This is a genomic window from Streptomyces sp. NPDC050625 (genome assembly GCF_040654755.1).
Taxonomy (GTDB): Bacteria; Actinomycetota; Actinomycetes; order Streptomycetales; family Streptomycetaceae; genus Streptomyces.
Window position 1 is genome coordinate 1 of record NZ_JBFAIQ010000032.1, and the last position, 26,791, is coordinate 26,791.

The following is a 26,791-nucleotide window of genomic DNA, read 5'->3' on the forward strand; positions in this document are numbered from 1 at the left end:
GTGCCTCCCCCAAGCTCTCAACTTCGTTCGAGCAGGGGGGACCCCCATCGCCCACCCGTGCCGCCCTGGGGGTCCCCCCTGCTCGAAGAGCTTGGGGGAGGCACGATTGCCCGCAGCTACGAGGGACACCGTTAGAACATGCCCTGGCCCCTGCGGGCGCGCTGCCCCCCTCCAGCAGCGCGCCGCAGTCCGGGGGTCCTCCATTCCCTGCGGAGGGCCTGACCCACTGTGAACTGCGGTGCGTGCCGGAGGTGGGGGATCTTCAGTCGCGTCACCCTGATGGGCGAACTCAGATGTGGCCCACGCCCGCACCCGCGTCGGCGTTCTCGCCGCGCTTGGTGAGCAGTGCCACCAGCACGGCCACGGCCGCCACGCCCGCGGCGACCAGCGACGCCAGGCTCATGCCGGAGATGAAGGTGTCGTGCGCGACCGAAGTGATCTTCGCGACGATCACATCCGGAGTGCCCTTGGCCACCGGCGCGACACCGACCTGGACCGCTTCCGAGGCCTGGTCGAGCTGGGTCGGCGTGAGCTTCGGGAGCCCCGCGTCGGCCCAGTTGCCCCGCAGGTCGCTGTCGACCTTGGAGGCCATCACGGCACCCAGCACCGCCGTACCGAGGCTGCCGCCGATCTGCATCGCCGCCTGCTGGAGACCGCCGGCCACACCGGACAGCTCCATCGGGGCGTTGCCGACGATGACCTCGGTCGCGCCGACCATGACGGGCGCGAGGCCGAGGCCCAGCAGGCCGAACCAGAGCGACATCACACCGCTACCGGTGTCCGTCTCCAGCGTGGACATGCCGTACATGGCGACGGCGGTGGCCACCATGCCGCCGGCCAGCGGGATGCGCGGGCCCAGCTTGGTGATCATCGCGCCGGCGAGCGGCGAACCGACGATCATCATGCCGGTGAGGGGCAGCAGATGGAGTCCGGCGTCGATCGGGCTCATGCCGTGGACGTTCTGGAGGTAGAACGTCACGAAGAACAGACCGCCCATGAAGGCGATCGCCATCAGGACCATCAGGACCACGCCCGCGGACAGCGGGACCGAACGGAACAGGCCCAGCGGGATGAGGGGTTCCTTGACCTTCGTCTCCCAGAAGGAGAAGACGGCGAAGAGCAGCACCGATCCGGCGATGAACGCCCAGGTCCTGCCGTCGCCCCAGCCCCAGGCCGGCGCCTTGATGAGCGCCCAGACCAGGCAGAACATCGCGCCGGAGAGCAGGGCGATGCCCAGGAGGTCGAAGGAGCGCGGGGCGTTGTCGGCACGGTGGTCGCGGAGGATCAGGGCGCCCAGGACCAGGGCGATCAGGCCGACCGGCACGTTGATGAAGAACACCGACTGCCAGTTGACGTGCTCGACCAGGACACCGCCGAGGATCGGACCGCCCGCGGTGGACGCGCCGATGACCATGCCCCAGATGCCGATCGCCATGTTGAGCTTCTCGGCCGGGAAGGTGGCCCGCAGCAGGCCGAGCGCGGCCGGCATCAGCAGCGCGCCGAACAGGCCCTGGCAGACGCGGAAGGTGACGACCGCGGCGATGCTGTGCGACAGGCCGATGGCGCCCGAGGCGGCGGCGAAGCCGGTCACACCGATCAGGAAGGTCTGCCGGTGGCCGAAGCGGTCACCGAGCTTGCCCGCGGTGATCAGGGAGACCGCGAGGGCCAGGAAGTAGCCGTTGGTGATCCACTGGACCTGCGCGAAGGTGGCGCCGAGGTCCTTCTGGATCGCCGGGTTGGCGATGGCCACGATGGTGCCGTCGAGGGCCACCATCATGACCCCTACGGCCACGGTTATGAGGGTGAGCCAGGGGTGGCCGCGCAGTCCCGCGGCCGGGACCGGGTCCGACGGGGCGGACGGAACCTTCTCCGCCCTGTCCCCCGACCCCGTCGTGTCGATGGTGGTCTGACTAGTCATGCCTTCGAGGCTAGTGACAGCCACTGACAATTGACAAACCAAATCACAAGTCGGTAACTGACACATATGGAAACACTGCGCGAACGCAAGAAGCAGCGCACCCGGGACGCACTGCTGCGCTCCGCGCTCGAACTGTTCACCACCCGGGGCTACGAGGAGACGACCGTCGACGAGATCGCCGAGGCCGTCGATGTGTCGCAGCGCACGTTCTTCCGCTACTTCGCCAGCAAGGAGGACGTGGCCTTCTTCGTGCCGCGGCTCGCCGAGTCGCACTACGTCGAGGCGGTGCGCCAACGCCCGCCGCACGAGGCCCCGCTGGAGGCGCTGCGCCGGGCCGTGCTGGAGAGCTGGGACACCATCGAGGAGGCCGTCGAACAGGTCGTCCCGGTCGAACTCCACATGCGTGCCTACCGGTTGATCGAGGCGACGCCCGCCCTGCTCGCCGCCCATCTGCGGCGCTCGGCGGAGCTGGAGGAGGAGATCGCGCGGATCATCGCCGAACGCGAGGGCCTGGACGTCGACGCGGACCCGCGGCCGCGGCTCGTGGTGGCCGTCTTCGGCGCGGTGATCCGGGTCACCGAACGCGCCTGGTCCGTGGGGGACGACGCCAGCATCGGGGCGATCCGCGAACTCACCGCCGCCCACCTCGATCAGGTGGGACCCGCGCTCGTCGGGAGCTGGCGGAAGGACTGAGGCCATTGTCACGTGCGCTTGAAACGTGATCCCTGTCACTCGGTTACCGCGAGACCCTCCCGTTCTCCTAGTGTGTCCTCCCAGTGACTTCCTTCGACACCTCCCCGCAACTCAACGTCTGGCGCGCGCTGCTCGCGCTGGGCGTCGTGTTCGTGATGCTCGCGACCACCGGTTGGACCGCCCTGCGCACCCACCGGGAGACGACCCCTCTCCAGGCCTCGCTCACGAAGTGGGAGCACGGCCGCTTCCACGGCCACGGCCTGCCGGACCCGGACGCGTCCCCCGCCCGGCTGGCCCGTTTCTTCGCCTCGCTCACCGAGCAGGAGCGCGGCCGCCTCGCGCACCGCTACCCGCTCGCGGTCGGCAATATGAACGGCGCCCCCGTCGAACTGCGCTACCAGGCCAATCACCTCGCGATGAAGCAGGCGCGCAAGGTCGAGAAGAAGCGCATGCACGACAGCCGGCTCAGCCCGGCCGGACAGCAGCAGGCGGGCCGTCGTATGCACCGCTACGAGTCGCTGATGTCCGGCGGCCGCCAGATCCTCTCCTTCGATCCCGAGGGCACGGGCCGGATCGCCGAGGTGTTCGGGAACCTGGACGAGGCCGAGCGGATCTCGGTCGTCGTCCCCGGCGTCGACACCGATCTGCTCACCTTCCAGAAGACGAACCGCAAGTACTCGGCGACGGCCGGCATGGCCGAGGCTCTGTACTCGGCCGAGCGCACGGCGAGCCCCACGACCCGTACGGCCGTGATCGCCTGGGCCGACTACACCGCGCCCAACGGGCTCGGCGTGGACGCGGCCACGGCGATGCGCGCCGAGGACGGCGCCGTACGGCTGAACGCCCTGCTGCGCGCGCTTCCCGGCAGCGCGCCCGTGTCGATGTTCTGCCACAGCTACGGCTCCGTGGTCTGCGGGGTCGCCGCGCACGCGATGCCGGACCGGGTGGCCGACATAGCCGTGGCCGCGAGCCCCGGTATGCGGGTCTCCGATGCCGCGCACCTGGGCACCTCCGCGCGGGTGTGGGCGATGCGGGACGCCACCGACTGGGTCCAGGACGTGCCCTACCTGGAGGTCGGCGGCCTCGGGCACGGCGCCGATCCGGTGTCCAAGGCGTTCGGCGCGCGGGTGCTGTCGGCGCGGGACGCGCAGGGACACAGCGGCTATTTCGAGCCGGGCACGGACAGCCTGCGGAACTTCGCCGACATCGGTGTTGGCGCGTACCGCGCGGTGACGTGTGCGCACGATGTCGACGTGTGCCGGGAGGGTTTGTCCGGCACCGACACGGCAGGACGCGCGTAGAGGCGCAGGAACTGCGGTCTGCGCGGGGAGGGGACGAAAAAGCGCGTGCCGCATACGATGAGCCGCATGGGTGATGTACTGGCCGGATTTCATGCCGCCTGGGAGTTCGAGTCCGACTCTGTGCTCATCCGCTACGAACGCGGGATTCGAACACCGAAGCTGTTCCAGGCCCTTGGGGAACGGCGCGTCCCGCTCGCCGCGCTCTCGGGTGTGACGCTCGGCGTCGGCAAACGCGGCACCGTCGTACTGCGGGCCGAGCCCCGCCCCGGCGCGGATCCGCTGATGGAGGCGGCGGCCGGGCAGTTGAAGGAGGGCTCCGACCCCTACCGGCTGGTCCTGCCCGCCGAGCGCGAGACCCTCGCCGAGTACTACGCCGACGAACTGCGCGCGCAGCTCACCGAGTCCGGGCCCGCGGAACGCCATCTGGTCAGCGCGCCCGAGGCTCCCCGGCACTTCAAGGCGTACGACGGCAAGGCGTCCTTCGACGGGTCCTCCGTGCAGTTCCGGTGGTCCTGGACCGGCGCCTCCTCGGCGAAGTGGAAGGCCGGCGACCAGAGCTTCCCGGTCGCCGGCCTGAGCGGCGTCGAGTGGCGCTCGCCCGAGGTCTTCGAAGGTCATCTGAGGCTCCTGCACCGCGACTCCGCCGTCGAGCAGCCCGCCCAGCCGGACCAGGATCCGGCGACGGTCGTCTTCGGCCTCGGTTACGGTCCCGTGCACGAGTCGCTGCCCTTCGCCGCGGCCGTCCTGGCGGCGGTGCGGGCGCGGGGGCCGGGGGCGGCGGTGCCGGCCACGGCGGGCCGGCGCGACCCCGCGGACATCGCCGAGCGGATCCGTCATCTCGGGGAGCTGCACCGGGCCGGGCTGGTCACGGACGAGGAGTTCTCGACGAAGAAGGCCGAACTGCTGGCGGAGCTCTAGCCGGGCGCTACACGGTGCTTCCGCTCGCGTAGAAGCTGATCTTCCGGTCGAGTACGGCGAGCGTGTCCCGGAGTTCGGCGATACGGGCCAGCACATCCCTGCGGGTCGACTCCAGCAGCTCGTGCCGCTCGGCGTAGGTGGTCTCGCCCTCGCGCACCAGCTCCGCGTACCGGACCATGTCCGCGACCGGCATGCCGGTCAGCCGCAGCTTGCTCACGAAGTCCAGCCAGTCCAGATCGCGGTTGCTGTAGCGGCGCTGGCCGGTGTGCGAGCGGTCGATGTGGGACATCAGCCCGATCCGCTCGTACCAGCGCAGGGTGTGGGCGGTCAGTCCGGTGAAGGCGACGACCTCGCTGATCGTGTAGCTGTCCTGACCGTCGGGCCGCGGATGCCGCCGGGGCGGCGCGGCGCAGATGTCCACGGGGTTCGAAGTCTGCTCGGTGGCCACGGGCGAGGTCTGCATCACCGTCATGGTCCCCACGCTATGGCCTTTGAGTGCACTCCAAGCAACCGGAACCCGGTAAGAAGTCGCTTAGGCTCGGCAGCATGTCGTTGAAGAGTCTCACTTCGATCGAGAGCTGGCCCGTTCCCACCGCGGCGACGGGGGTCGTACGGGCCGACGGTGCGGTACTGGGGAGCCACGGTCCCGTCCGGCAGCGGTTCGCGCTGGCCTCGGTCAGCAAGCCGCTCGCGGCGTACGCGGCGCTCGTGGCGTACGAGGAGGGGGCGATCGAGCTCGACGAACCGGCCGGGCCGCCCGGGTCCACGGTCCGTCATCTGCTCGCCCACACCTCCGGGCTGGCCTTCGACGAGCACCGGGTGACCGCGCCGCCCGGGGAGCGGCGGCTGTACTCCAACGCCGGGTTCGAACAGCTCGGGGACCATGTCGCCAAGGCGACGGACATTCCGTTCGCGGAGTATCTGCGGCAGGCCGTGCTGGAGCCGCTGGGCATGACGTCGACCTCGCTGGAGGGGTCGCCGGCGAAGGACGGTGTCTCCACGGTCGAGGATCTGCTGCGGTTCGGGGCGGAGGTGCAGGCGCCGCGGTTGTTGGATCCGCGTACCGTCGCGGAGGCGATGACCGTGCAGTTCCCTGGGACGAAGGGTGTTCTGCCGGGGTACGGGCATCAGAATCCGAACGACTGGGGGCTCGGCTTCGAGATCCGGGACGGCAAGTCTCCGCACTGGACCGGGGGTTCGTCCTCACCTCGGACGTTTGGGCATTTCGGACAATCCGGTACGTTTTTGTGGATCGACCCGGTTGTGGGGGTGGCGGGGGTTGCACTTACGGATCGGGCGTTCGGGTCCTGGGCTGTCGAGGCGTGGCCGGTGTTCACGGATGCGGTGCTCGCGGAGTTGCGGGGCTGAGGTCGCGTCTTTCGCCCCCGCCGCCCCTACCCTTCCCGTCCCTGGGGGCTGCCGCCCCCAGACCCCCGCTTCGGCCTGAACGGCCTCGTCCTCAAACTCCCCCAAGCTCTACGAGCAGGGGGTACCCCCAGACGGGTTGGAAAGTCCCGCCATCTCCCAGATCAGCAGCTCCGTCTCCGTCACCGCCACTGCCTCCGCGTCCTTCGCGTCCGTGATCCGGGCCGAGTCCCCCGGGCCCAGTTCCTCCCCGGCCAGCCGGAGCTCGCCGCGGACCACGTGGGCGTACACGTATGCCGCGTCCGGTACCGCCGTTCGCTCCCCCGGGGCCAGGCGGCGTACGTGGAGCATCGCGCCGGACTCGGGGACGGCGTACGGGGTGGAGTCGGCGATGCCGCGGACGATCTCGTAGGCCGGGTCGCCGCCGGGGTCCAGGGGGGCCAGCCACATCTGCACGAAGGTGAGCGGGACGTCGCCGTCGTTGCGCTCGATGTGGCGGACGCCACCCGCCGAGCTGAGGCGCTGCACGTCTCCGGGGCGGACCAGCGTCTCGTGGCCCTGTGAGTCGCGGTGCGTCAGCTCGCCCTCGACCACCCATGTGACGATCTCGGTGTGGCTGTGCGGGTGCTCGTCGAATCCGGCGCCGGGTGCGAGCCGCTCCTCGTTGCAGGCGATGACCGCGCCGAAGCGCAGGTTCCCGGGGTCGTAGTGCGGGCCGAAGGAGAAGGCGTGGCGGGAGTCGATCCCGGCGTCGGGGTCTCCCCCTCGGTAGCGCTCCGCGGCGCGCCGTACGTCCATCACGGCACCACCGTAGTCCGCGGTCCCGACCCGGCGACGCACGCTCCCGTCCGGATAAGGCAGTCTTGTCCCGTGCCCGAACCCGAAACCCGCAAGCCCGAACACGCAACGCACGACATCCATGCGCACTCCGCGACCCTGAAGCGGCTGGAGAAGTCGTCCGGCAGCCTCGCCGCCCAGGCGATCGCGCGCATGGACGAGACCCTGCCGTGGTACCGGGCCATGCCACCGGAGAACCGTTCCTGGATCGGGCTCGTGGCCCAGGCGGGCATCGCCGCCTTCACCGAGTGGTTCCGGCACCCGGACGCCCCGCAGGCCATCTCGACGGACGTCTTCGGCACCGCGCCGCGCGAGCTGACCAGGGCCATCACCCTGCGGCAGACCGTGGAGATGGTGCGCACCACCATCGAGGTCATGGAGAGCGCGATCGACGAGGTCGCCGCTCCCGGGGACGAGGGCGTGCTGCGCGAGGCGCTGCTGGTGTACGCGCGGGAGATCGCGTTCGCGACCGCCCAGGTGTACGCGCAGGCCGCCGAGGCACGCGGTGCCTGGGACGCCCGGCTGGAGTCGCTGGTCGTGAACGCGGTGCTCAGCGGTGAGGCCGACGAGGGCGCCGTCAGCCGGGCCGCCGCCCTTGGCTGGAATTCGCCCGAGCATGTGTGCGTGGTGCTGGGGACCGCGCCGGACGGTGACTCCGAGCTCACGGTGGAGGCCATCCGGCGGGCCGCCCGGCACGCCAAGCTCCAGGTGCTCACCGGGGTGCTCGGGGACCGGCTCGTGGTCATCGCGGGCGGCAACGACAATCCGCTGGCCGTCGCCAAGTCGCTGATCGGGCCTTATGCCGCCGGACCGGTGGTCGCGGGGCCCGTCGTGTCCGATCTGCTGGCCGCGACGCGGTCCGCGCAGGCCGCGGCCGCGGGCCTGAAGGCGTGTTCCGCCTGGCAGGACGCGCCCCGGCCGGTCCTGGCGGACGATCTCCTTCCGGAGCGGGCCATCGCGGGCGATCCGAGCGCCCGTGAGCAATTGGTGGAGGAGATCTACAGACCACTGGAAGAGGCCGGATCGGCGCTCCTGGAAACCTTGAGTGTTTATCTGGAGCAGGCGAGCAGCCTGGAGGGTGCGGCGAGGATGCTCTTCGTTCACCCGAACACCGTGCGCTACCGGCTTCGACGTGTGACTGACGTCACCGGCTGGTCGCCATCCGATGTACGATCCGCGTTCACGCTGCGGATCGCGCTCATCCTGGGGCGTCTGGCAGATGGAGATCCTCAACCCTAGGTTTTTGTCGGGGCCCCACAAAACCCCTTCGTGTTCTTCGTCCCTGTCCCCACGGGCGGCCGCGGCCGTCCCCAAGAGAGAGTGTGAGAGTGCTCGTACTCGTCGCTCCCGGCCAAGGCGCCCAGACGCCCGGCTTCCTGACTCCCTGGCTCGACCTCCCCGGTGCCGCCGACCGCGTCGCCGCATGGTCGGACGCCATCGGACTGGACCTCGTCCACTACGGAACCCAGGCCGACGCGGACGCCATTCGCGACACCGCGGTGGCCCAGCCGCTGCTGGTCGCCGCCGGGATCTTGTCCGCCACGGCACTGGGTGACATTGCCCCGGGCGCGGTCGCGGGCCACAGCGTCGGCGAGATCACCGCCGCCGCCTTCGCGGGCGTGCTGGACGAGGCCGCCGCGCTGGGTCTCGTACGCAGGCGCGGGCTGGCCATGGCCGATGCCGCGGCGATCACCGAGACCGGCATGTCGGCGCTGCTGGGCGGCGACCCCGAGGTGTCCGTCGCGCATCTGGAGAAGCTGGGGCTGACGCCGGCGAACATCAACGGGGCGGGTCAGATCGTCGCCGCGGGCACGCTGGAGCAGCTCGCCGCGCTGAACGAGGACAAGCCCGAGGGCGTCCGCAAGGTCGTCCCGCTGAAGGTCGCGGGCGCCTTCCACACCCACCACATGGCCCCCGCGGTCGAGACGCTGGCCAAGGCCGCCGCGGACCTCGCGCCCGCGGACCCCAAGGTCACCTACGTCTCCAACAAGGACGGCAGGACCGTGGCCGCCGGCGCCGAGGTGCTGGAGCGCCTGGTCGGCCAGGTCGCCAACCCGGTTCGCTGGGACCTGTGCATGGAGACGTTCCAGCGGCTCGGCGTCACCGCGCTCATCGAGGTCTGCCCCGGTGGCACACTGACCGGCCTGGCCAAGCGCGCCCTGCCGGGCGTCAAGACGCTGGCCCTGAAGACCCCCGCCGACCTCGACGCGGCCCGCGAGCTCATCGCCGAGCACGCCTGACGCCTAAGGAGCCGTACCGAATCATGTCGAAGATCAAGCCCAGCAAGGGCGCCCCGTACGCGCGCATCCTCGGTGTCGGTGGCTACCGTCCCACCCGTGTGGTGCCCAACGAGGTGATCCTCGAAAGGATCGACTCGTCCGACGAGTGGATCCGTTCGCGCTCCGGCATCGAGACCCGGCACTGGGCGGGCCCGGAGGAGACCGTCGCCGCGATGGCGATCGAGGCCTCCGGCAAGGCGATCGCCGACGCGGGCATCTCCGCCGAGCAGATCGGCGCCGTGGTCGTCTCGACCGTCTCGCACTTCAGCCAGACCCCGGCCATCTCGACCGAGATCGCCGACAAGCTGGGCACGGCCAAGGCCGCCGCGTTCGACATCTCGGCGGGCTGCGCGGGCTTCGGCTACGGCCTGACCCTGGCCAAGGGCATGATCGTCGAGGGCTCTGCCGAGCACGTGCTCGTCATCGGCGTCGAGCGGCTGTCCGACCTGACCGACCTGGAGGACCGCGCGACGGCCTTCCTGTTCGGCGACGGCGCGGGCGCGGTCGTGGTCGGCCCCGCGCAGGAGCCGGGTATCGGCCCGACCGTCTGGGGCTCCGAGGGCGACAAGGCCGAGACCATCAGGCAGACGATCACCTGGGACCGCTACCGGGTCGGCGACCTCGCCGAACTGCCCCTGGACAGCGAGGGCAACATCAAGTTCCCCGCGATCACCCAGGAGGGCCAGGCGGTCTTCCGCTGGGCCGTGTTCGAGATGGCGAAGGTCGCCCAGCAGGCGCTGGACGCGGCCGGGATCACCGCGGACGACCTGGACGTCTTCATCCCGCACCAGGCCAACGTGCGGATCATCGACTCGATGGTGAAGACCCTCAAGCTGCCGGAGCACGTCACGGTCGCCCGTGACATCCGCACCACCGGCAACACCTCGGCAGCCTCGATTCCGCTCGCGATGGAGCGGCTTCTGGCGACCGGCGAGGCGAAGAGCGGCGACACCGCGCTCGTCATCGGATTCGGGGCGGGTCTCGTCTACGCCGCCACGGTCGTTACCCTCCCCTAGGCACTCCGTGCCGGATCATGCGATCCGGTGCGGGAACCGCAAACACCTGCCGCTCACGCGGCGGGCGCCAAACACCGTCTGGATATCTAAGAAGGAGCGCCTGACATGGCCGCCACTCAGGAAGAGATCGTCGCCGGTCTCGCCGACATCGTGAACGAGATCGCCGGCATCCCGGTTGAGGACGTCCAGCTGGACAAGTCCTTCACCGACGACCTGGACGTCGACTCGCTGTCCATGGTCGAGGTCGTCGTCGCCGCCGAAGAGCGCTTCGACGTCAAGATCCCGGACGAGGACGTCAAGAACCTGAAGACCGTCGGTGACGCCACCGACTACATCCTCAAGCACCAGGCCTGAGTCACCCCTCAAGCCTGAGGCTGCAAGGCCCCGCCACCCGGCGGTGGCGCCGTAGTCCCCGCTGACGCGGGGGTAGTCCTCCCGTATCCGTTGGAGAAAGAATTCCCGTGAGCCCGACCAATCGCACCGTGGTCGTCACCGGTATCGGCGCAACCACACCGCTGGGTGGCGACGCAGCCTCGTTCTGGGCGGCCCTGGTCGCCGGCAAGTCCGGCGTCAGCCTCCTGGAGCAGGAGTGGGCGGCCGAACTGCCGGTCCGTATCGCCGCGCAGATCGCCGTCGAACCGGGCGAGATCCTCCCCCGCCCGCAGGCCCGCAAGCTGGACCGGTCCGCTCAGTTCGCGCTGATCGCCGCTCAGGAGGCCTGGAAGGACGCCGGTTTCACCGCCAGGGCGGGCGAGGACACGTCCGTCAACCCCGACCGGCTGGGCGCGGTCATCGCCTCCGGCATCGGTGGTGTGACGACCCTCCTCGACCAGTACGACGTCCTGAAGGACAAGGGCGTACGCCGTGTCTCCCCGCACACCGTGCCGATGCTGATGCCCAACTCCCCGGCGGCCAACGTCGGTATCGAGCTGGGTGCCCGCGCCGGTGTGCACACCCCCGTCTCGGCCTGCGCCTCCGGCGCCGAGGCCATCGGCTACGCGATCGAGATGATCCGCACCGGCCGCGCCGACGTCGTCGTCGCGGGTGGTACCGAGGCGGCCATCCACCCGCTGCCGATCGTCGCGTTCGGCAACATGATGGCGATGTCGAAGAACAACGACGACCCCGAGGGCGCGTCCCGTCCCTACGACTCGGGCCGCGACGGCTTCGTGATGGGCGAGGGCGCCGGCGTGATCGTCCTGGAGTCCGAGGAGCACGCGAAGGCCCGCGGTGCCCGGATCTATGTCGAGGCCGTCGGCCAGGGCATCTCGTCCGACGGTCACCACATCACGCAGCCCGAGCCGTCCGGCAACGGCATCGCGCACGCGCTGCAGAACCTGCTCGACAACACCGACCTCAAGCCGGCCGAGATCGTGCATGTCAACGCGCACGCCACCTCGACCCCGCAGGGCGACGTCGCCGAGATCAAGGCCCTGCGCAAGGTGTTCGGCGACGACGTCGACCACATGGCGATCTCCGCGACCAAGTCGATGACCGGCCATCTGCTCGGTGGCGCCGGCGGCATCGAGACCGTGGCGTCGATCCTGGCCCTGTCCAACCGCCTCGCCCCGCCGACCATCAACGTCGGCGACCTCGACCCGGAGGTCAACGCGGACGTGGTCCGCGGTGAGGCGCGTCAGCTGCCCGAGGGCCGTATCGCCGCGCTGAACGACTCGTTCGGCTTCGGCGGGCACAACGTGGTGCTGGCGTTCCGGACGATCTGAGAAACGCCGGTACGCAAGTGAAGGGCCCCCACCGGGTGGTGGGGGCCCTTCCTCGTGTACGGGTACTTCGTGTGCGGCGGATTCCTAGACCACCTGGTGCAGCCAGCGCACCGGGGCTCCCTCGCCCGCGTACCGGAACGGCTCCAGTTCGTCGTCCCACGGCTTGCCCAGGAGCTTGGCGATCTCCGCCTCCAGGTCCGTCTCACCGCGCTGGGAGCGGGTCAGCGCCGCGCGGAGCCGGTCCTCGGGGATGAGGATGTCGCCGTGGATGCCGGTGACGGCGTGGAAGATGCCGAGTTCGGGGGTGCAGCTGTAGCGCTCGCCCTCGGCGGTCGGGCAGGGCTCCGCGGTGACCTCGAACCGCAGCAGGTGCCAGCCGCGCAGCGCGGACGCCAGCTTGGAGGCCGTGCCGGCCTCGGCCTGCCAGGAGAACTCCGAACGCCAGGTGCCTGGTGCCGCGGGCTGCCGGATCCAGTCGAGGTTGACCCGGGTGCCGAGCACCCCGGCGACGGCCCATTCGACGTGCGGGCACAGCGCGCGCGGAGCGGAGTGCACGTACAGAACTCCACGTGTCGTCACCGGAACCTCCGGGCAGAGCGGGACATCTTGCGGACTGGCCGGCGACAGTGGCGCGACGGCCGCGTTGATGGCGAGGCTACCGTGCGTCGGCGCAAGGAGTGTGACGTACCGTCGGTCCCGGTGCCAGGAAACCCCGCCATTCACCCAGGGGGACGCTTGTACGGGTGTGAGCCGTTGCATGCCGCCCGTCGGGAACCCTCGCGCGTTGTTATGGGTTGGGGACCATGACGGCACGACAAGGGGATGGACCAGGGCATGCGAAACCGACGCCGGCGTTCACGGGCCGTCCTCGCCGTCCTGCTGGCGGCCGGCCTGGGCACCGCCGGCTGCGACGCGGTGGGTGACGACTCCCCCGCGCCGGACGTCACGAAGGCGCGGGCCACCCGGGCGGCCCCGGTGTGGAACCGCAGCCCGTCCTCGATCGCCGCCGTCGGCGACTCCATCACCCGTGGCTTCGACGCGTGCGCGGTGCTCTCCGACTGCCCCGAGGTGTCCTGGGCGACCGGCACCAGCACCCAGGTCGACAGCCTGGCGGTACGGCTGCTGGGGCGCGAGAAGGCGGCCGAGAACAGCTGGAACTACGCGGTGACCGGGGCCCGGATGGCCGACCTGCCCGACCAGATGGCACAGGCGGCCACCCGCAGACCCCAGTTGGTGACGGTGATGGCGGGGGCCAACGACGCCTGCCGGGCCAGGGCCTCGGCGATGACCCCGGTGGACGACTTCCGCGCCCAGTTCGAGGAGGCGATGAGCAAACTGCGCGAGACCCTGCCGAAGACGCAGGTGTATGTGGCGAGCGTGCCGAACCTGAAGCGGCTGTGGTCGCAGGGCCGTACGAACCCGCTGGGCAAGCAGGTGTGGAAGCTCGGCATCTGCCCGTCGATGCTGAGCGACGCGGACGACCTGGCCGCGGCGGCGACCCTGCGCCGGGAGAAGGTGCAGCAGCGGGTGGAGGCCTACAACAAGGTGTTGAAGGAGGTCTGCGCGAAGGACCGCCGCTGCCGCTTCGACGGGGGCGCGGTCTACGACTACGAGTTCGGCACCGACCAACTGAGCCACTGGGACTGGTTCCATCCGAGCGCGGACGGTCAGGCGCGGCTCGCGGCCATCGCGTACCGCACCGTCACCGCGGCCGATCCCGTCACCTAGGGTTTCCCACATGAGCGAACTTTTCGGCACACTTTCCGACGGAACCTCGGTGCACCGCTGGACGCTGGAACGCGCCGGGGTGCGGGTGCGGGTCCTGACGTACGGCGGGATCGTGCAGTCCGTCGAGGTCCCGGACCGGGACGGACGGACGGCGAACGTCGTGCTGGGGTTCGCCGGCCTCGACGGCTATCTGGCGCACCCCGAGCCGTACTTCGGCGCCCTGGTCGGGCGGTACGCGAACCGGATCGGGAACGCCCGCTTCCCGCTGGACGGTCTGACGTACGCGCTTGAGCCGAACGACGGACCCCACTCCCTGCACGGCGGCGGCCAAGGCTTCGACAAGCGCGTCTGGAGTGCGCGGCCGGTCGAGCACGGCGTGCGCCTCACCCGGGTCAGCCCGCACGGCGAGGAGGGCTTCCCGGGCCGGCTGGAGGTCTCGGCGACGTACACCCTCGACGAGCCGGGTGCGCTGCGGATCTCCTACGAGGCGGTGACGGACGAGCCGACCGTGGTCAACCTGACCAGCCACAGCTACTTCAACCTGGCCGGCTCGGGCCACGCGGGCGGCCATGAACTCCGGATCGCCGCCTCCCGGTTCACCCCGGTCGACCCGGGTCTGATCCCGACGGGCGAGCTGCGGGACGTGACCGGCTCCCGCTTCGACTTCCGCACGGCACGCAAGGTCGGCTCCGGCTACGACCACAACTTCGTGCTCGACAAGGGGGTGACCGAGGCGCCCGCGGAGGTCGCCGAGCTGCACGACCCGGCGTCCGGGCGGCTGCTGACGATCGCGACCACCGAGCCCGGCATCCAGGTCTACACGGCGGACCATCTGGGCGACCCGTTCGAGCCGTGCGACGGCATCGCCCTGGAGACCCAGCACTTCCCGGACTCCCCCAACCGCCCGCAGTTCCCCAGCGCCCAGCTGCGGCCGGGCGCGGTGTACCGGTCGGAGACGGTGTACGGATTCGGCGTCCGGGACTGACACACGTCCCGGTGACACACGTTCCGGTGACACACGTCCCGGCCGGACCTAGCCGGCCTCCCCGCGCATCCGCTTGGCAGCCCTGCCCAGCAGGGCCATGGCGCCCGCGCAGACCAGCAGGGTCGAACCGCCGATCGCGATCGGGGGGAGCGCCCCGCCCTTGATGCCCTCGCCGGTCACCGTGGTGGCCAGCACGAAGATGATCGAGTACAGGCTCCGGCCGACCTTGGCGCCGGCCGGGATCACCCGGAGCAGCTGCGGGATCGTGGTGGCGGCGGCGACGCCCATGCCGAGCGGGATGCACGCGCCTCCCATCAGCGCCCCGAAGCCGAAGGAGTTGCCGTACGCGCCCCACTCGGCGCCCTTGACCAGCAGATAGCCCGCCGCGCCGAAGGACAGCAGGACGAGCAGGCCGTTGATGTAGGCGGCCTGCGTGGCGGCCTTGCGGGCGCCGGGCAGATGGGCGGCCGGGGAGCGCCAGGCGTCCGGGGTGATCAGCCGCAGCTGCCGCTTGAGGGCCTGCATCTGCGTCAGGGCGAGGGCGCCGACGGCCACGAGGACCAGCCCGACGGCCGCACCCGCGAAGCCGACCGGGCTGTGTGTGATGCCGTAGTGGGCGCCGCCGAAGGTCAGCGGGACACCGAGCACAAAGCCGTAGGCGAGGAACTTGGCCTTCTGCTGGATCTTCACCACCAGCTCGCGCTGCCCCGGCGTGAGATTCGGATCGAGCCGCATCTGCCCCTCGCCCAGGCTCTGCCGGGGCGGCTGGGGCTGCGGCGGGTAGGGCTGCTGCGGCGGGTACGGCTGCTGGGGCGCATAGGGTTGCTGCTGGGCCGGGTACGGCTGCTGCTGGGGCGGGTACGGCTGCTGCGGCGCGTAGCCCTGCTGGGGCGGATACGGCTGGTACGGCTGCTGACCGCCGTACGGGCCCGGCTGCTGCTGGCCGCCGTACGGCCCCGGTTGCTGCTGACCTGGATACATGATGTCTCTCCCCCGAACCGGTGTGTTCCGGTGCTTGCGGCCCGGGAGTCTGCCACATCCGCCTCTGGGGCCACGAGCCCCGGCCCAGGGGTCAGGTCCCGGACCGGGGCTGCTCATGGGGAGACTTGTCCCGGATCAGACGTTAGTCGTGGCTGTGAGACGGCGGTCGATGATCGAGCGCCCCACTGTGATCTCGTACGAACCCTTCACAGACACCCACGAGTCGTCCCAGATTTCGAAGGCGCGGCGCGGGATCTCGACGGTCGCCTCGACGCTCTCGCCGGGCGCCGCCTCGACGCCCGCGAATCCGGCCAGCCAACGGGCCGGGCGATGGGCGTCCGGCTCGGTCGGCGCCAGATAGACCTGCACGACCTCCCGGCCCGCCCGCGCCCCGGAGTTGCGGACGCGGACCTTCACGTTCGTGCCCTCGACCTCCAGTGACTCGTACGTCCATTCGGTGTAGCCGAGGCCGTGCCCGAAGGCGTACGACGGGGTGCGGCCCGCCTTCTCCCAGGCGCGGTGGCCGATGAACACGCCCTCGGTGTAGGGCAGCTCGCCGTGGTCCGGGGCGACCCGGGTGACCGGGGCGTCGGCCAGGGAGCCCCAGGTGGTCGGCAGCCGGCCGCCGGGCTCGTGCGCCCCCGTCAGCACGTCGGCCAGGGCCGCGCCGCCCTCCTGGCCGGGGAACCAGCCGAGCAGCACGGCCGCGACCTCGTGGCGCCAGGGCAGTTCCACCGGGGAGCCGGAGTTGACGACCACGACGGTGTCGGGGTTGGCGGCGGCGACCGCGCGGACCAGGTCGTCCTGGCGGCCGGGCAGACGCAGGTCGCGGCGGTCGAAGCCCTCCGACTCGACCCGTTCGGTGGTGGCGACGACCACGACCGCGGTGTCGGCGTCGCGCGCGGCCTCGACGGCCTCGGCGATCAGCTCGTCCGGGTCGCGGCGGGGATCCTGGTGGGCCAGGGCGAAGACCACGCTCTTGAAGGGGCGCCTGCCGGAGTGGGTCACGACGTGGGTGAGGGAGACGTCCACCGGTTCGCCCGCGGTGAGTTCGGCCCGGGCGCGGGGCACCGGGGTGCCGAAGACGGCGGCGAAGGGGTCGTCGCCGGTGGGGTGCTGGACGTCTTCGTAGTACGTCGTGCCGCCGATCGTGAGTGTGAAGGCGCCCAGGCCCTTGATGCCGAAGGTGTGCTCGCCGGTCTCGCGCGGGGTGTAGGTGCCGGTCAGTTCGACGGTGTGCAGGGTGTCGAAGCCGACGCCCTCGGGCAGGTCGGAGCCCGTCCACTGGATCTGGCCGCCCGGGGCGGTGCCGGTGCCGATGACCCGGCCCTCGGTGTCCCGGCAGACGGCACGCAGCGCGAACCCGCGCTCGCCGACGGCGAGTTCGGTGCTCGGGTCGGCTCCGACGGCGTAGGTGAGCCCGCCCTCGGGCAGGGCCGTGGTGAGGGCGTCGAGCGGGGAGACGATCCGGGCCGGGAAGACGGTCGCGGAGCCCCCGCCGAGGATGCGGGCGTCACGGGCGGCGGCGCCGATCAGGGCCACCTTCCGGCCGGCCGCCAGGGGCAGAACGCCGCGCTCGTTCCGGACGAGGACGAAGGAGCGGCGGGCGATCTCGCGGGCCAGGGCCTCTGCGTCGACCGGTGCCGGCAGTTCGGTGACGGCCGGTTCGGCGCCTTGCAGGATGCCGACGCGGGCGGCGAGCCGCAGCACGTTCCGTACGGCCGTGTCGACCGTGGCCTCGGACACCTGTCCGGCGCGGACGGCCCGCGCGAGCGGTTCGCCGTACACCGTGACCGGGCCGGGCATGGCGGCGTCGAGGCCGCCCTCGATCGCGGCGACGGTGGAGCGGGCCGCCGTCCAGTCGGAGACGTTGAGGCCGTCGAAGCCCCATTCGCCGCGCAGGACTTCGTTGACCAGGTGGTGGTGTTCGGTCATCGTCGTGCCGTTGACCGAGTTGTAGGCGGTCATGACGCCCCAGGGGCGGGCGTTCTCGACGATCGCCTCGAAGGGGGCCAGGTACAGCTCGCGCAGGGCGCGTTCGGGGACCAGGTTGTTCACCGTGAAGCGGTCGGTCTCGGCGTCGTTGGCGACGAAGTGCTTGACGGTGGTGCCGACGCCGCCGGACTGCACGCCGGTCACATAGCCGGTGCCGATCCGCCCGGTGAGGTACGGGTCCTCGCTGTAGGCCTCGAAGTGGCGGCCGCCGAGCGGGGAGCGGTGCAGGTTGACGGTGGGGGCGAGGAGCAGGTGTACGCCCTTGCGGCGGGCTTCCTGGGCGAGCAGGACACCGGCGCGGCGGGCCAGTTCCGGGTCCCAGGTGGCGGCGAGCGCGGTCGGGGAGGGCAGGGCGACGGACGGGTCGTCGGCGGTCCAGCGCACGCCCCGGACGCCGATCGGGCCGTCGGACATGACGAGGGACTTCAGGCCGATCTCGGGCAGGGCGGGCAGGGTCCACATGTCCTGGCCCGCCAGGAGGCGGGTCTTGGCGTCCAGGTCGAGCCGTCGGAGGGCGGCCTCCACGACGGCCTCACGGGCCGCGTCCGCTCGGGCATTGCCAGTCTCCGCCACGGTGGTACCTCCTCGTCGAAGTCCGCTGGGTACCTCCCATCGTGTCCATCAGCCGGTCACTGCCGCCAGACGACCGCCAGCGCCTTGCTGACCGCGCAGAGCAGCGCGAAGGCGATCCCCCAGCCCACCGCCCCGGCGGCGAACAGCGCGAGCACCCCGGCCCCGAACCACAGCAGTTCGAAGCCGACGCGGACCGCTCCGCGCGTCTTGTACGACGCCTTCTGCGAGCCGAACAGCGCCCAGAGCACGACGAGTACGGCGGGCGCGGCGAGTCCGAGCAGCCATCGCACGGGGGTGGCCGCGTCCCGGGTGAAGCCCCAGTGTGCGGCGGCCGCGAGGGCGCCGAGTTCTATCAGGAACAGGACGCCCAGGTTCACGGCCTTCGCTGTCTTCATGCGCGGCAGTATCACCTGCCTCCGGGCACCGCCGCCACGATTTCGATCTCGACCAGGGCCTGAGGGCGGAACAGCCGGGGCACCTCGAAGGTCATGCTCGTGGGCGCGGTCCCGGTGAGGAACTCCCTTCGTACGGCGCCGTATTCGTCGAGCCGGGAGATGTCCGTCAGATACGTGCGGATGTTGATGACGTCCGCCAGGGTCGCGCCGTGCGCCTTCAGCAGTGCCTCGATCGTCTCGAAGACGCCCCGGGTCTGCTCGGCGAGGGTCGTGCCCTCGGCGATCTGCCCCGAGAGGAACAACAGGGCGCTGCCGTCGGCGTGTTCGACTCTCGCGACCTGGGAGTAGTAGGCGTTGAGGGGCTGGGGTGCGGAGGCGGGACTGCCCAGGGTGATCTGCATGGCGTCGACGCTAGGTGCGTCCCCGTGATGCGACAAGCGAGTGTCTAGCATGGCCGGCATGCCGAATGCGCATCACGATCCGGACCTCTCCACCGTCTGGCTGCGGGTGTTCCTGGCGGTCGCCCGGCACGGCTCGTTCACCACGGCCGCGCGGACGCTCGGCTGGACGCAGTCCGCGGTGTCCCGGCAGATCTCCTCGCTGGAAGCGGCGCTGGGCGGCGGTCCGCTCTTCGACCGGCTGCCGCGCGGGGTACGGCTGACGGAGGCCGGGCGGATCCTGGTGCCGTACGCCGAGACCGTCGCCGGGGCGCTGTACGGCGCCGGGCGCGAGCTGGCCGCGCTGCGCGAAGGGGCCGCCGGGCGGCTGCGGTTCGGCGCCTTCCCCTCCGCCGACGCGGCGCTGGTGCCGCATGCCCTGGCCGCCTTCCGGGCCCGGTACCCCGGTGTCCGGGTCACCCGTGAGGAGGGGCTGACGCCGGGGCTGCTGGACCGGCTGGCGGACGGGCACCTGGAGGTGGCCGTGGTCTCCACGACCGGCCGGGCGCCGCTGGAGGCGTACGAACTCCACCGTCTCCTCGACGAGTCCCTGTACGTCGCCGTCCCGGCCGGCCATCCGCTGGCCCGTGAGGGCGCGCCGGTGCGGCTGGGCGTGCTCGCCGACGCCGACTGGATATCCGGCGGCCCCCGCCCCGAGGGCACCCTCCTGGACGCGGCCCTGCGGCAGGGCTTCCGGCCGCGCGTGGCACATGTCGTCGCCGAGTGGACGGCCAAGCAGGGGTATGTCGCCGCGGGTCTGGGCGTCGCCCTGGTCCCGGCGCTGGCCGCCGCCTCCGTACGGCCGGACGTGGCCCTGGTGCCCGTCCTCGACGAGGGCGCCCCCGCGCGGGCGGTGTACGCGGCGACGGTACGGGGACGGACACCGACGCCGGCCACGGAGGCGTTCCTCACGGCCCTGCGGGAGGCGGCGGCGAGGATCCCAGGCATCCCGGACCGCCCGGGCCCTCCAGGCACCATGGCGTAGACCACACCCGTCACGCGATACTTCCGCCGTCCCGCACCAAGCGCCTGCAGCGATGGAAGGACTCGAACTCCCTTGAATTCTTTACGTGTTCGGATCGGCGTCCTCGGACTGGCCCTGATGGCGGGGCTGGCGGCCCCCACGACGACGGCGTCCGCCGGCACGGCCCCGGCGCCGACCGTCGAGGAGCAGCGGCTCGACCGGGCCGTGCCCCAGGAGATCCTGCGGCGCTCGGGATTCGACACCGTGGCCCCGGAGTTGGCCCGTGCGCTCGATTCCGCGCACTCCTACGCCCAGGCCCGGCGCCTCGTCGTACGGGCGGGATCGGCGCTGTGGCGGCGGGCGGTCGAGCGGGCGCAGGGGCGGGGGCCCGTGGGCGGCGACCTCAGCCGGGACGACGACCGGCCGCTGTACTGGGCCCGGCTGGGGATGACCCGGGAAGTGCGGACGTGGGAGCAGGAGTTCGGGCTGTCGGAGGCGCAACGTTCGTCGCTGCTCTCGGAGTTGGAGCGGACCTCACGCGGTGAGACCGACATCCGCTATCCGCACGGCAAGGGCGTCCGGCGCATCCTGGTCACCGGCTTCGACCCGTTCACCCTCGACCGGGACATCCGTATCTCCAACCCGTCCGGGGCCACCGCGCTCGCGCTCGACGGCACGGTGATCGAGACGGCGGACGGTCCGGCGCGCGTGGAGACGGCCGTGTTCCCGGTGCGCTGGCAGGACTTCACGGACGGTGCCGTGGAGCGGACGCTTCGGCCGTACCTGCCGAAGGTCGATCTCTTCACGACCGTGAGCCAGGGCCGGGCCGGGCGCTTCGACATCGAGCGCACCAACGGGGCCTGGCGGGGCGGCTTCCCCGACAACGACAACGTCGGCCGGACGGAGGCGGTCCCGGTCACCGACCCGGCCTCGCAGCCGCAGTGGACGACCACGACGCTGCCCTACGCGGCGATCGTGGCCGCGCGCACCGGCCGCTTCCCCGTGTACGACCACACTGAGGTGACCGAGATCCCGGCGGGCGGCACCGTTCCCGTCGTACGGGCGGACGGCCCGACCCCCGGCTCGACGGCCCGCGCCGGCGGGGGTGGCGACTACCTCTCCAACGAGATCGCCTACCGCGCGACGCTGCTGAGGGACCGTCTGGGCCTGCACGACAGCCTGCCCGGCGGCCATGTCCACACCCCCGTGCTCCAGTTCGGCACCGGAAACACCGACCCGGCGTCCGGCACGGTCACGGACCCGGAGTTCGTGCGGAACCGGCTCGACATCATCGACCAGGTGCGGTCGATCGTGACGGTGGCGGCGGACGCCGCGTTCAGGAGGTGATCTGCTCCCCCTCGGTGTCGCCGGTGCCCTGGTCCGCGTCCGCGTCCTCGTCCTCGTCCTCGTCGGTTTCCTCGCCCAGCAGGTCCCGCGCCAGCAGCGTCGCCCCGGCGACCGCGCCCGGCATCAGGAAGACCGCGACGAACGGGACCAGGAAGGCCAGGCCGAGGGGGGTGCCGAAGCCCCAGACCAGGGTCTTGCGGGAGCGGAGCAGGGTGAGGCGGGCGCGCAGTTCGACGCCCCGGCGTTGCAGGGCCACGCCGGCGAGTTCCTCGGTGAGGAAGAAGCCGGTGACGAAGAACCCGAGCACCGGTACGGCCGTCTGGCCGACGAACGGCAGGAACCCGAGGGCGAACAGCAGCACGCCCCAGACGGCGGCGCGGATCAGGACGCGGAGGCTGTCCCGGGCCGAGATCCACAGTTCGCGCCACAGGGGCAGGCCCGACTCGGGTGCCGTGCCGTCGGGCGACACGTCCCGGTCGACCTTCTCGGAGAGGTTCTCGTAGAAGGGCTGGCCGATCAGCAGGGTGATCGCGGTGAAGGTGAGGACGGCCATCAGGAGGCCCAGGGCGAAGAGCACCGCCGTGAGGAAGCCACGGAACAGCCCCTGCCAGGGGCTCGACCAGTCGTCGGCGAAGGGCGTGGCCCAGCCGACGACGTCCTCGCCCCAGACGGCCAGCGCGACGAGCGCCGCCGCGTAGAGGACCAGGGTGATCAGGCCGGGCACGAGGCCGAAGCCGTACTGCTTGCCGTGCCGGGCCACCCAGCGCTGGCCCTTCAGGAGATAACCGAACCCCGCCCCGAGATCACGCATGGCGAAAACTTTACCTATCCGTCCAGCATGCGTCGCAGCAGGTCCCGCAGGGACTGACGCTCCTCGTCGGAGAGGCCGGCCAGGGGCTCGCGGGCGAAGCGCAGGCCGTCGCGGAGGTCCTGGGCGACCTGCCGGCCCTCGTCGGTGGCGGCTGCCAGCTTCACCCGGCGATCGGCCGGGTCGGGACGGCGCTCGACCAGGCCGCGGGACTCCAGACGGTCCACGATCCCGGTCACGTTCGACGGCTCGCACTTGAGCTTCTGCGCGAGCTTGCGCATCGGCAGCGGCTCCAGGGACAGCAGGCTGAGCAGGCGGGCCTGCGCCCCGGTCAGCGCGTGCTCACCCGCCGCTTCCTCGTAGTCCGCGTAGAACCGGGCCACGACGTCCCCGATCAGCTCGACGACCTCCATGGTCAGCCGGTCGGGGCGGTAGGTCTTCTGTGGGGTGGACATGCCCTCAAGAGTACCCGGTTACTTGACATCATGAAATATTCAGGAGCATGGTTGTTTCAGGTACTGAAACAAATCGGAAAGGCACCGTCATGATCAACCGCGAATGGCACCTCCTCAGCCGTCCCGTCGGCTGGCCGAAGCCCGAGGACTTCGCCATGGTCGAGACGGAGGTCCCGACGCCGGGCGAGGGCCAGGTGCTGGTGCGGAACAAGTACCTCTCGGTCGACCCCTACATGCGCGGAAGGATGAGTGCCGCCAAGTCGTACGCGGCCCCCTTCGAGCTGGGCAAGGTCATGCAGGGCGGCGCGGTCGGCGAGGTCGTGGCCTCCGACGCCGAGGGGATCTCGGTCGGCGACCACGTCCTGCACTTCTTCGGCTGGCGCGAGTACGCGCTCATGGACGCGAAGAACGCCGTCAAGGTCGACCCCGCTGCCGCGCCCCTGTCGACGTATCTCGGTGTCCTCGGTATGACCGGCCTCACCGCCTACGCCGGTCTGCTGCGCACCGCCTCCTTCAAGGAGGGCGACAGCGTCTTCGTCTCCGGCGCCGCGGGTGCCGTGGGCAGCCAGGTCGGCCAGATCGCCAAGCTCAAGGGCGCCTCGCGGGTCATCGGCTCCGCCGGGTCCGACGAGAAGGTCAAGCTGCTGGTGGAGGAGTACGGCTTCGACGCCGCCTTCAACTACAAGAACGGCCCGGTGGCCGAGCAGCTGCGTGAGGCCGCTCCGGACGGCATCGACGTCTACTTCGACAACGTCGGCGGCGACCATCTGGAGGCGGCCATCGGGTCGCTGAACCAGGGCGGCCGGATCGCCGTCTGCGGAATGATCTCCGTCTACAACAACACCGAGCCGGCCCCCGGCCCGAGGAACCTCGCCCGGCTCATCCAGACCCGCGGCCGCATCGAGGGCTTCCTGGTCGGCGACCACTACGACCTGCAGCCGCAGTTCGTGGCCGAGGTCGGCCCGTGGGTGGCCTCCGGCCGGCTGAAGTACCGCGAGACCGTCGTCGAGGGCATCGAGAACAACCTGGAGGCGTTCCTCGGGGTCCTGCGTGGCGACAACACCGGGAAGATGATCGTCAAGCTGTAGGAGCCGGGCTGTAGCAGCCGGCTTGGGGCCTGCCGCTGCATGCGGCGGAAGGCCGCACCCTAGGACGGGGGTGCGGCCTTCCGTCTGCCGGGTGCGGCGAGCTCCCGAGTGCGGGTTGTCGTGGGTTGATCGCGCAGTCCCCGCGCCCCTCCGGGGCCCGCTCAGCCGGCCGGCGCTGCCAGGTGCACGGCTCTCGCCAGTCGGTCGTTCTCCGGGGCCGCGCCGCCCGGGAAGGCGAAGCGGCGGCGGGTGTAGCCGTAGGCCAGGCCGGTGCGCGGGTCGGCGAAGGACTGGGAGCCCGCCGCGCCGCTGTGGCCGATCGCGCCGGCGCCCAGGAACGGGTGCCAGGTGTCGGCGGTCGCCTGGAAGCCGAGGCCGAACGATCTGTGCGCCCGCGCCACCAGGTCGTGGCCGACGGAGTGGAACTGGCCGAACTCCGCCACCGTGTCCGGTTTCAGCAGCGGTGCCTTCCCGTCGACCTCGCTGATCATCGCCGCGTACAGCCCGGCGAGCCCACGTGCCGAGGCGACCCCGCCGACCGATGCCGGGCCCTTGGCGCGGATCAGGCGGTCGTTGGGGAGGGACTCCAGGTCGGTCGGCTCGGGAGCATGGCCGTTGAAGGCGATGGACGCGAGGGTGTGCGGCCCGCTCGGCTGCGCGTCGAGCAGGGACTGCTGCTCGGCGGTCGGCAGCATCGGCTGGGTGGTGCGGAAGCGCGGCTCGCGGGAGGCGGGCAGGCCCAGGTAGAAGTCCAGGCCGTAGGGGGCGCGGACCCGCTCCTCGTGCAGCTCCTGGATCGTACGGCCCGTCGCGCGCCGTACGACCTCGCCGGTGAGCGCGCCGATGACCAGGGCGTGGTAGCCGAAGGCCGTGCCCGGCCGCCAGAACGGCCGCTGGTCGGCGAGGCGTTCGGCGATCGCGCGGTCGTCGGCCAGCTCCGCCGGTGTGAAGCCGGAGTCGGTGCCGACCAGGCCCGCCCGGTGCGCCAGCAGGTCGCGCAGGGTCAGTGAGCCCTTGCCCTCCGCCGCGAACTCGGGCCAGTAGTAGGTGACTTTGCGGTCCAGTTCCAGTGTGCCGTCCTGCACGAGCATCGCCACCACGAGATGGGCGGCGCCCTTGGTGGAGGAGAACACGCCGTAGAGGGAATCCCCGTCGGCGTCCTGCCCCGCCCACAGGTCGACGACCCTGCGCCCGTTGACGTACGCGCACAACTGACCTTCGTAGTCTGCTCGTTCACCCGCGACGAACGCGGCGAACTCCTCACGCACCTGCTCGAAGCCGTCGGCGACCGTGCCGTGGACGGTGATCTCCTGTGTCATCCGCTCTCCTCAACCGAGCCGCTGCTCACTGCTCCCACCGTGCAGAGATCGGTACGGCGAGACGTACCTGTTCGACTCAACAGCAACAAGGGGGGTCTCGGTGTCACCGATGCCCCGGATGGCCGATGGCGCAGGGGGCCCACGGGGCATGCTGGGGTCGGGTGCACGCGAGACGCGGGCCGAGGAGAGGCGGGGGCCCATGGCGACGATTCCTTCACTCCCCAGCAGGGACGACATGCTGCGCATGGCACGCAGCACCACCGACATCACCGGCCAACTCCTGGACACGGCCGGGAACATCACCAGAATCGCGATCAACACCCTGGATCCACGGGACGGTTCGGGCACCGAGCTGTTGCGGGTGTTACGGCAGACCACGGCGGAGCTGGCGGAGGCGAGTGCGTCACCGCAGGCGCAGGAGGCGTTCTACCGGATCGTCGACACGCTGACCCGGCTGGGCACGAGCGGCGCGCCCCTGGCGGTGCACCCGGTCAGCGAACCGGCCCAGGCCCTGCTCGCCGCCCTCGGCGACAGCCTGCTGCCGGTACTGGACGCGGTGGAGCCGGCCGTGGAGGAGGTGGCCGCGGCGGTCGGTGAGCTGGCCGAGGCGATGTCCCCGCTGCTGCCCGCGGCGGCGGGCCTGGGAGCGGGTGTCCTCCTGGCACTCACCCCGGTGCTCCGTGCGGCGGCCGAGGTCCTGCGGGACTCCTCCCCCGAGCTGCGCCGCATCGCGGACGCCCTCACCGCGGCGGTGGCTCCCCTGATGCCCCTCCAGGTGGCCCTGGCGGAGCGGGCGGCCAAGGCGGGCGTGAGCGTCGTCCGCGCCACGCTGCCGCCCCTGGCCGACCTGACCGAGGCGGCAGCGGCCACGACGACGGCGGCCCGCCCGCTGCTGATAGCGGGCGAGGAACTGTTGGTCGCCGCGCTGGAACACCTCCAGCCCCTCCTCCTGTCAACGGCAACCCACACGGGCCGCGTGGCCCGCGCGGCAGCGGTACGGGTATCGGCGGCGGCGAATCCGGCGGCCGACCGGGGGGTGGTCGTGGCGGTCACCCCTGCGTAGCCGCTCCGCTCGATTCGCAGAACGAAACACCGAGGGCAACGCCGGGGGACCTGCGGCCGGGGCGGGTGTCGTCGGGGCCGCGGCAGCGGCGGGTGCCGTCAGCCGCGGCTGGCGCGGGTGCCGTCGAGGCCACGGCAGGGGCGGGTGTCGTCAGCCGTGCCTGGGGCGGGTGCCGTCGCAGCCGCGGCTGGGGCGGATGTTGCCGGGGCCGCGGCCGGGCGGGTTCGCCGGAGCCGCGGCTGGGGCGGATGTCGCCGGGGCCGCGGCCGGAGCAGGTGCCGTCGAGGCCGCGACCGGCCGGGTGCCGCCGGGGCCCCGGCCGGGGCCGATGTCGCCGGGGCCGCGGCCGGGCGGGTGTCGTCAGCCGCGGCTCAGGTAGTCGTCGACCGTGCGGTCGCCGGGCCCGGCGGTGCCGAAGCCCGCTTGCCTGCGGCAGCGGCGGCCGGCCGACCCGCGCTCGGAGCAGACGCCGACAGGCCCGGCGGGGTGGTCACCGACCAGGCGATCGCCATCCCCGACAGCGCCGAACCCAGCTCGCTGCCGCAGCAGCAGCCGACCGACCCGCACTCGAAGCAGACGCCAACAGGACCCCGGCGGCGTGG

The 26,791-nt window shown here is 71.5% G+C and carries 26 protein-coding genes; 15 read left to right on the top strand and 11 right to left on the bottom strand.

The features are described from left to right. Positions 1-289 precede the first annotated feature (289 nt). Complete coding sequence (locus tag AB0I54_RS39865; protein ID WP_363301217.1) at positions 290-1,918, bottom strand: MFS transporter; 1,629 nt, start codon at positions 1,916-1,918, stop codon at positions 290-292. A 66-nt stretch (positions 1,919-1,984) separates the two neighbouring features. Between AB0I54_RS39865 and AB0I54_RS39870 the strand changes: the two genes are divergently transcribed. From AB0I54_RS39870 to AB0I54_RS39880, 3 genes are all read left to right on the top strand, one after another. Continuing rightward, positions 1,985-2,611, top strand: a complete 627-nt coding sequence (locus tag AB0I54_RS39870) for a TetR family transcriptional regulator (protein ID WP_363301218.1) — start codon at positions 1,985-1,987, stop codon at positions 2,609-2,611. An 83-nt stretch (positions 2,612-2,694) separates the two neighbouring features. Further along, positions 2,695-3,912, top strand: coding sequence for an alpha/beta hydrolase (locus AB0I54_RS39875; RefSeq protein WP_363301219.1), 1,218 nt, complete (start codon positions 2,695-2,697; stop codon positions 3,910-3,912). A 66-nt stretch (positions 3,913-3,978) separates the two neighbouring features. After that, positions 3,979-4,830 (top strand): DUF4429 domain-containing protein, encoded by an 852-nt coding sequence (locus tag AB0I54_RS39880; protein WP_363301220.1) that lies wholly within the window; start codon positions 3,979-3,981, stop codon positions 4,828-4,830. A gap of 7 nt (positions 4,831-4,837) precedes the next feature. On the opposite strand, the gene AB0I54_RS39885 is transcribed toward AB0I54_RS39880, so the two are convergent. Next, entirely contained in the window at positions 4,838-5,302 is a 465-nt protein-coding gene (locus AB0I54_RS39885; RefSeq protein ID WP_363301221.1) for a MerR family transcriptional regulator, read from the bottom strand. A gap of 74 nt (positions 5,303-5,376) precedes the next feature. Here AB0I54_RS39885 and AB0I54_RS39890 point away from each other — a divergent pair, with 74 nt between their 5' ends. After that, positions 5,377-6,198 carry a serine hydrolase domain-containing protein gene (locus AB0I54_RS39890; RefSeq protein ID WP_363301222.1) on the top strand — a complete coding sequence of 274 codons (822 nt, stop codon included), beginning with the start codon at positions 5,377-5,379 and terminating at the stop codon, positions 6,196-6,198. Between the two features lie 108 nt (positions 6,199-6,306). On the opposite strand, the gene AB0I54_RS39895 is transcribed toward AB0I54_RS39890, so the two are convergent. After that, positions 6,307-6,993 carry a pirin family protein gene (locus AB0I54_RS39895; protein WP_363301281.1) on the bottom strand — a complete coding sequence of 229 codons (687 nt, stop codon included), beginning with the start codon at positions 6,991-6,993 and terminating at the stop codon, positions 6,307-6,309. A 72-nt stretch (positions 6,994-7,065) separates the two neighbouring features. Here AB0I54_RS39895 and fasR point away from each other — a divergent pair, with 72 nt between their 5' ends. From fasR to fabF, 5 genes are all read left to right on the top strand, one after another. Beyond that, positions 7,066-8,271, top strand: coding sequence for a fatty acid biosynthesis transcriptional regulator FasR (fasR, locus tag AB0I54_RS39900; protein ID WP_363301223.1), 1,206 nt, complete (start codon positions 7,066-7,068; stop codon positions 8,269-8,271). Positions 8,272-8,360: 89 nt separating this feature from the next. Continuing rightward, positions 8,361-9,272 (top strand): ACP S-malonyltransferase, encoded by a 912-nt coding sequence (locus AB0I54_RS39905; RefSeq protein ID WP_363301224.1) that lies wholly within the window; start codon positions 8,361-8,363, stop codon positions 9,270-9,272. A 23-nt stretch (positions 9,273-9,295) separates the two neighbouring features. After that, positions 9,296-10,327: a ketoacyl-ACP synthase III gene (locus AB0I54_RS39910; RefSeq protein WP_363301225.1), complete on the top strand. Its 1,032-nt coding sequence runs from the start codon at positions 9,296-9,298 to the stop codon at positions 10,325-10,327. A 105-nt stretch (positions 10,328-10,432) separates the two neighbouring features. Next, positions 10,433-10,681, top strand: a complete 249-nt coding sequence (locus AB0I54_RS39915) for an acyl carrier protein (protein WP_015660680.1) — start codon at positions 10,433-10,435, stop codon at positions 10,679-10,681. Positions 10,682-10,788: 107 nt separating this feature from the next. Further along, on the top strand, positions 10,789-12,051 hold the full coding sequence (gene fabF / locus AB0I54_RS39920) for a beta-ketoacyl-ACP synthase II (RefSeq protein WP_363301226.1): 1,263 nt from the start codon (positions 10,789-10,791) through the stop codon (positions 12,049-12,051). 84 nt (positions 12,052-12,135) lie between these two features. Here fabF and AB0I54_RS39925 read toward each other — a convergent pair whose 3' ends face one another. Next, positions 12,136-12,630 (bottom strand): DUF3145 domain-containing protein, encoded by a 495-nt coding sequence (locus tag AB0I54_RS39925; RefSeq protein ID WP_363301227.1) that lies wholly within the window; start codon positions 12,628-12,630, stop codon positions 12,136-12,138. Positions 12,631-12,885: 255 nt separating this feature from the next. On the opposite strand from AB0I54_RS39925, the gene AB0I54_RS39930 reads away from it, so the two are divergent. After that, positions 12,886-13,779, top strand: coding sequence for an SGNH/GDSL hydrolase family protein (locus AB0I54_RS39930; RefSeq protein WP_363301228.1), 894 nt, complete (start codon positions 12,886-12,888; stop codon positions 13,777-13,779). A gap of 10 nt (positions 13,780-13,789) precedes the next feature. Then, positions 13,790-14,764 (top strand): aldose epimerase family protein, encoded by a 975-nt coding sequence (locus AB0I54_RS39935; protein WP_363301229.1) that lies wholly within the window; start codon positions 13,790-13,792, stop codon positions 14,762-14,764. 48 nt (positions 14,765-14,812) lie between these two features. Here AB0I54_RS39935 and AB0I54_RS39940 read toward each other — a convergent pair whose 3' ends face one another. From AB0I54_RS39940 to AB0I54_RS39955, 4 genes are all read right to left on the bottom strand, one after another. Beyond that, complete coding sequence (locus tag AB0I54_RS39940) at positions 14,813-15,745, bottom strand: hypothetical protein (protein ID WP_363301230.1); 933 nt, start codon at positions 15,743-15,745, stop codon at positions 14,813-14,815. 135 nt (positions 15,746-15,880) lie between these two features. Next, positions 15,881-18,313, bottom strand: a complete 2,433-nt coding sequence (locus AB0I54_RS39945; protein WP_363301231.1) for a glycoside hydrolase family 3 C-terminal domain-containing protein — start codon at positions 18,311-18,313, stop codon at positions 15,881-15,883. A gap of 56 nt (positions 18,314-18,369) precedes the next feature. Continuing rightward, positions 18,370-18,708 (bottom strand): YrdB family protein, encoded by a 339-nt coding sequence (locus tag AB0I54_RS39950; protein ID WP_363301232.1) that lies wholly within the window; start codon positions 18,706-18,708, stop codon positions 18,370-18,372. A gap of 11 nt (positions 18,709-18,719) precedes the next feature. Further along, positions 18,720-19,109 carry a RidA family protein gene (locus tag AB0I54_RS39955; RefSeq protein WP_363301233.1) on the bottom strand — a complete coding sequence of 130 codons (390 nt, stop codon included), beginning with the start codon at positions 19,107-19,109 and terminating at the stop codon, positions 18,720-18,722. Positions 19,110-19,167: 58 nt separating this feature from the next. On the opposite strand from AB0I54_RS39955, the gene AB0I54_RS39960 reads away from it, so the two are divergent. Together AB0I54_RS39960 and AB0I54_RS39965 are read left to right on the top strand one after the other, a co-directional pair. Then, a complete protein-coding gene (locus AB0I54_RS39960; RefSeq protein ID WP_363301234.1) occupies positions 19,168-20,130 on the top strand; it encodes a LysR family transcriptional regulator in 963 nt (320 codons plus the stop codon). A 72-nt stretch (positions 20,131-20,202) separates the two neighbouring features. Then, positions 20,203-21,456, top strand: a complete 1,254-nt coding sequence (locus AB0I54_RS39965; RefSeq protein ID WP_363301235.1) for a pyroglutamyl peptidase — start codon at positions 20,203-20,205, stop codon at positions 21,454-21,456. On the opposite strand, the gene AB0I54_RS39970 is transcribed toward AB0I54_RS39965, so the two are convergent. Next, positions 21,446-22,267 carry an EI24 domain-containing protein gene (locus AB0I54_RS39970; RefSeq protein ID WP_363301236.1) on the bottom strand — a complete coding sequence of 274 codons (822 nt, stop codon included), beginning with the start codon at positions 22,265-22,267 and terminating at the stop codon, positions 21,446-21,448. The two genes, AB0I54_RS39965 and AB0I54_RS39970, sit on opposite strands and share 11 nt — an antisense overlap. Before the next feature lie 14 nt (positions 22,268-22,281). Continuing rightward, a complete protein-coding gene (locus AB0I54_RS39975; RefSeq protein ID WP_363301237.1) occupies positions 22,282-22,719 on the bottom strand; it encodes a MarR family transcriptional regulator in 438 nt (145 codons plus the stop codon). Between the two features lie 89 nt (positions 22,720-22,808). On the opposite strand from AB0I54_RS39975, the gene AB0I54_RS39980 reads away from it, so the two are divergent. Further along, a complete protein-coding gene (locus tag AB0I54_RS39980; RefSeq protein ID WP_363301238.1) occupies positions 22,809-23,807 on the top strand; it encodes an NADP-dependent oxidoreductase in 999 nt (332 codons plus the stop codon). Between the two features lie 161 nt (positions 23,808-23,968). Here the strand turns inward: AB0I54_RS39980 and AB0I54_RS39985 are convergent, their stop codons facing one another. Then, positions 23,969-25,126: a serine hydrolase domain-containing protein gene (locus AB0I54_RS39985; protein WP_363301239.1), complete on the bottom strand. Its 1,158-nt coding sequence runs from the start codon at positions 25,124-25,126 to the stop codon at positions 23,969-23,971. Positions 25,127-25,325: 199 nt separating this feature from the next. Here AB0I54_RS39985 and AB0I54_RS39990 point away from each other — a divergent pair, with 199 nt between their 5' ends. Then, entirely contained in the window at positions 25,326-26,189 is an 864-nt protein-coding gene (locus AB0I54_RS39990) for a hypothetical protein (protein WP_363301240.1), read from the top strand. The last annotated feature ends 602 nt before the right edge of the window (positions 26,190-26,791 follow it).

What these genes read in the sequence shown, in the direction of transcription:
- AB0I54_RS39950 (WP_363301232.1), bottom strand. Translation starts at nt 18,708, where the DNA reads ATGAAGACAGCGAAGGCCGTGAACCTGGGCGTCCTGTTCCTGATAGAA.
- AB0I54_RS39980 (WP_363301238.1), top strand. Translation starts at nt 22,809, where the DNA reads ATGATCAACCGCGAATGGCACCTCCTCAGCCGTCCCGTCGGCTGGCCG.
- AB0I54_RS39930 (WP_363301228.1), top strand. Translation starts at nt 12,886, where the DNA reads ATGCGAAACCGACGCCGGCGTTCACGGGCCGTCCTCGCCGTCCTGCTG.
- AB0I54_RS39935 (WP_363301229.1), top strand. Translation starts at nt 13,790, where the DNA reads ATGAGCGAACTTTTCGGCACACTTTCCGACGGAACCTCGGTGCACCGC.
- AB0I54_RS39970 (WP_363301236.1), bottom strand. Translation starts at nt 22,267, where the DNA reads ATGCGTGATCTCGGGGCGGGGTTCGGTTATCTCCTGAAGGGCCAGCGC.
- AB0I54_RS39910 (WP_363301225.1), top strand. Translation starts at nt 9,296, where the DNA reads ATGTCGAAGATCAAGCCCAGCAAGGGCGCCCCGTACGCGCGCATCCTC.
- AB0I54_RS39955 (WP_363301233.1), bottom strand. Translation starts at nt 19,109, where the DNA reads ATGCAGATCACCCTGGGCAGTCCCGCCTCCGCACCCCAGCCCCTCAAC.
- AB0I54_RS39990 (WP_363301240.1), top strand. Translation starts at nt 25,326, where the DNA reads ATGGCGACGATTCCTTCACTCCCCAGCAGGGACGACATGCTGCGCATG.
- AB0I54_RS39960 (WP_363301234.1), top strand. Translation starts at nt 19,168, where the DNA reads ATGCCGAATGCGCATCACGATCCGGACCTCTCCACCGTCTGGCTGCGG.
- AB0I54_RS39895 (WP_363301281.1), bottom strand. Translation starts at nt 6,993, where the DNA reads ATGGACGTACGGCGCGCCGCGGAGCGCTACCGAGGGGGAGACCCCGAC.
- AB0I54_RS39915 (WP_015660680.1), top strand. Translation starts at nt 10,433, where the DNA reads ATGGCCGCCACTCAGGAAGAGATCGTCGCCGGTCTCGCCGACATCGTG.
- AB0I54_RS39940 (WP_363301230.1), bottom strand. Translation starts at nt 15,745, where the DNA reads ATGTATCCAGGTCAGCAGCAACCGGGGCCGTACGGCGGCCAGCAGCAG.
- AB0I54_RS39880 (WP_363301220.1), top strand. Translation starts at nt 3,979, where the DNA reads ATGGGTGATGTACTGGCCGGATTTCATGCCGCCTGGGAGTTCGAGTCC.
- AB0I54_RS39890 (WP_363301222.1), top strand. Translation starts at nt 5,377, where the DNA reads ATGTCGTTGAAGAGTCTCACTTCGATCGAGAGCTGGCCCGTTCCCACC.
- AB0I54_RS39865 (WP_363301217.1), bottom strand. Translation starts at nt 1,918, where the DNA reads ATGACTAGTCAGACCACCATCGACACGACGGGGTCGGGGGACAGGGCG.
- AB0I54_RS39985 (WP_363301239.1), bottom strand. Translation starts at nt 25,126, where the DNA reads ATGACACAGGAGATCACCGTCCACGGCACGGTCGCCGACGGCTTCGAG.
- AB0I54_RS39975 (WP_363301237.1), bottom strand. Translation starts at nt 22,719, where the DNA reads ATGTCCACCCCACAGAAGACCTACCGCCCCGACCGGCTGACCATGGAG.
- AB0I54_RS39870 (WP_363301218.1), top strand. Translation starts at nt 1,985, where the DNA reads ATGGAAACACTGCGCGAACGCAAGAAGCAGCGCACCCGGGACGCACTG.
- AB0I54_RS39885 (WP_363301221.1), bottom strand. Translation starts at nt 5,302, where the DNA reads ATGACGGTGATGCAGACCTCGCCCGTGGCCACCGAGCAGACTTCGAAC.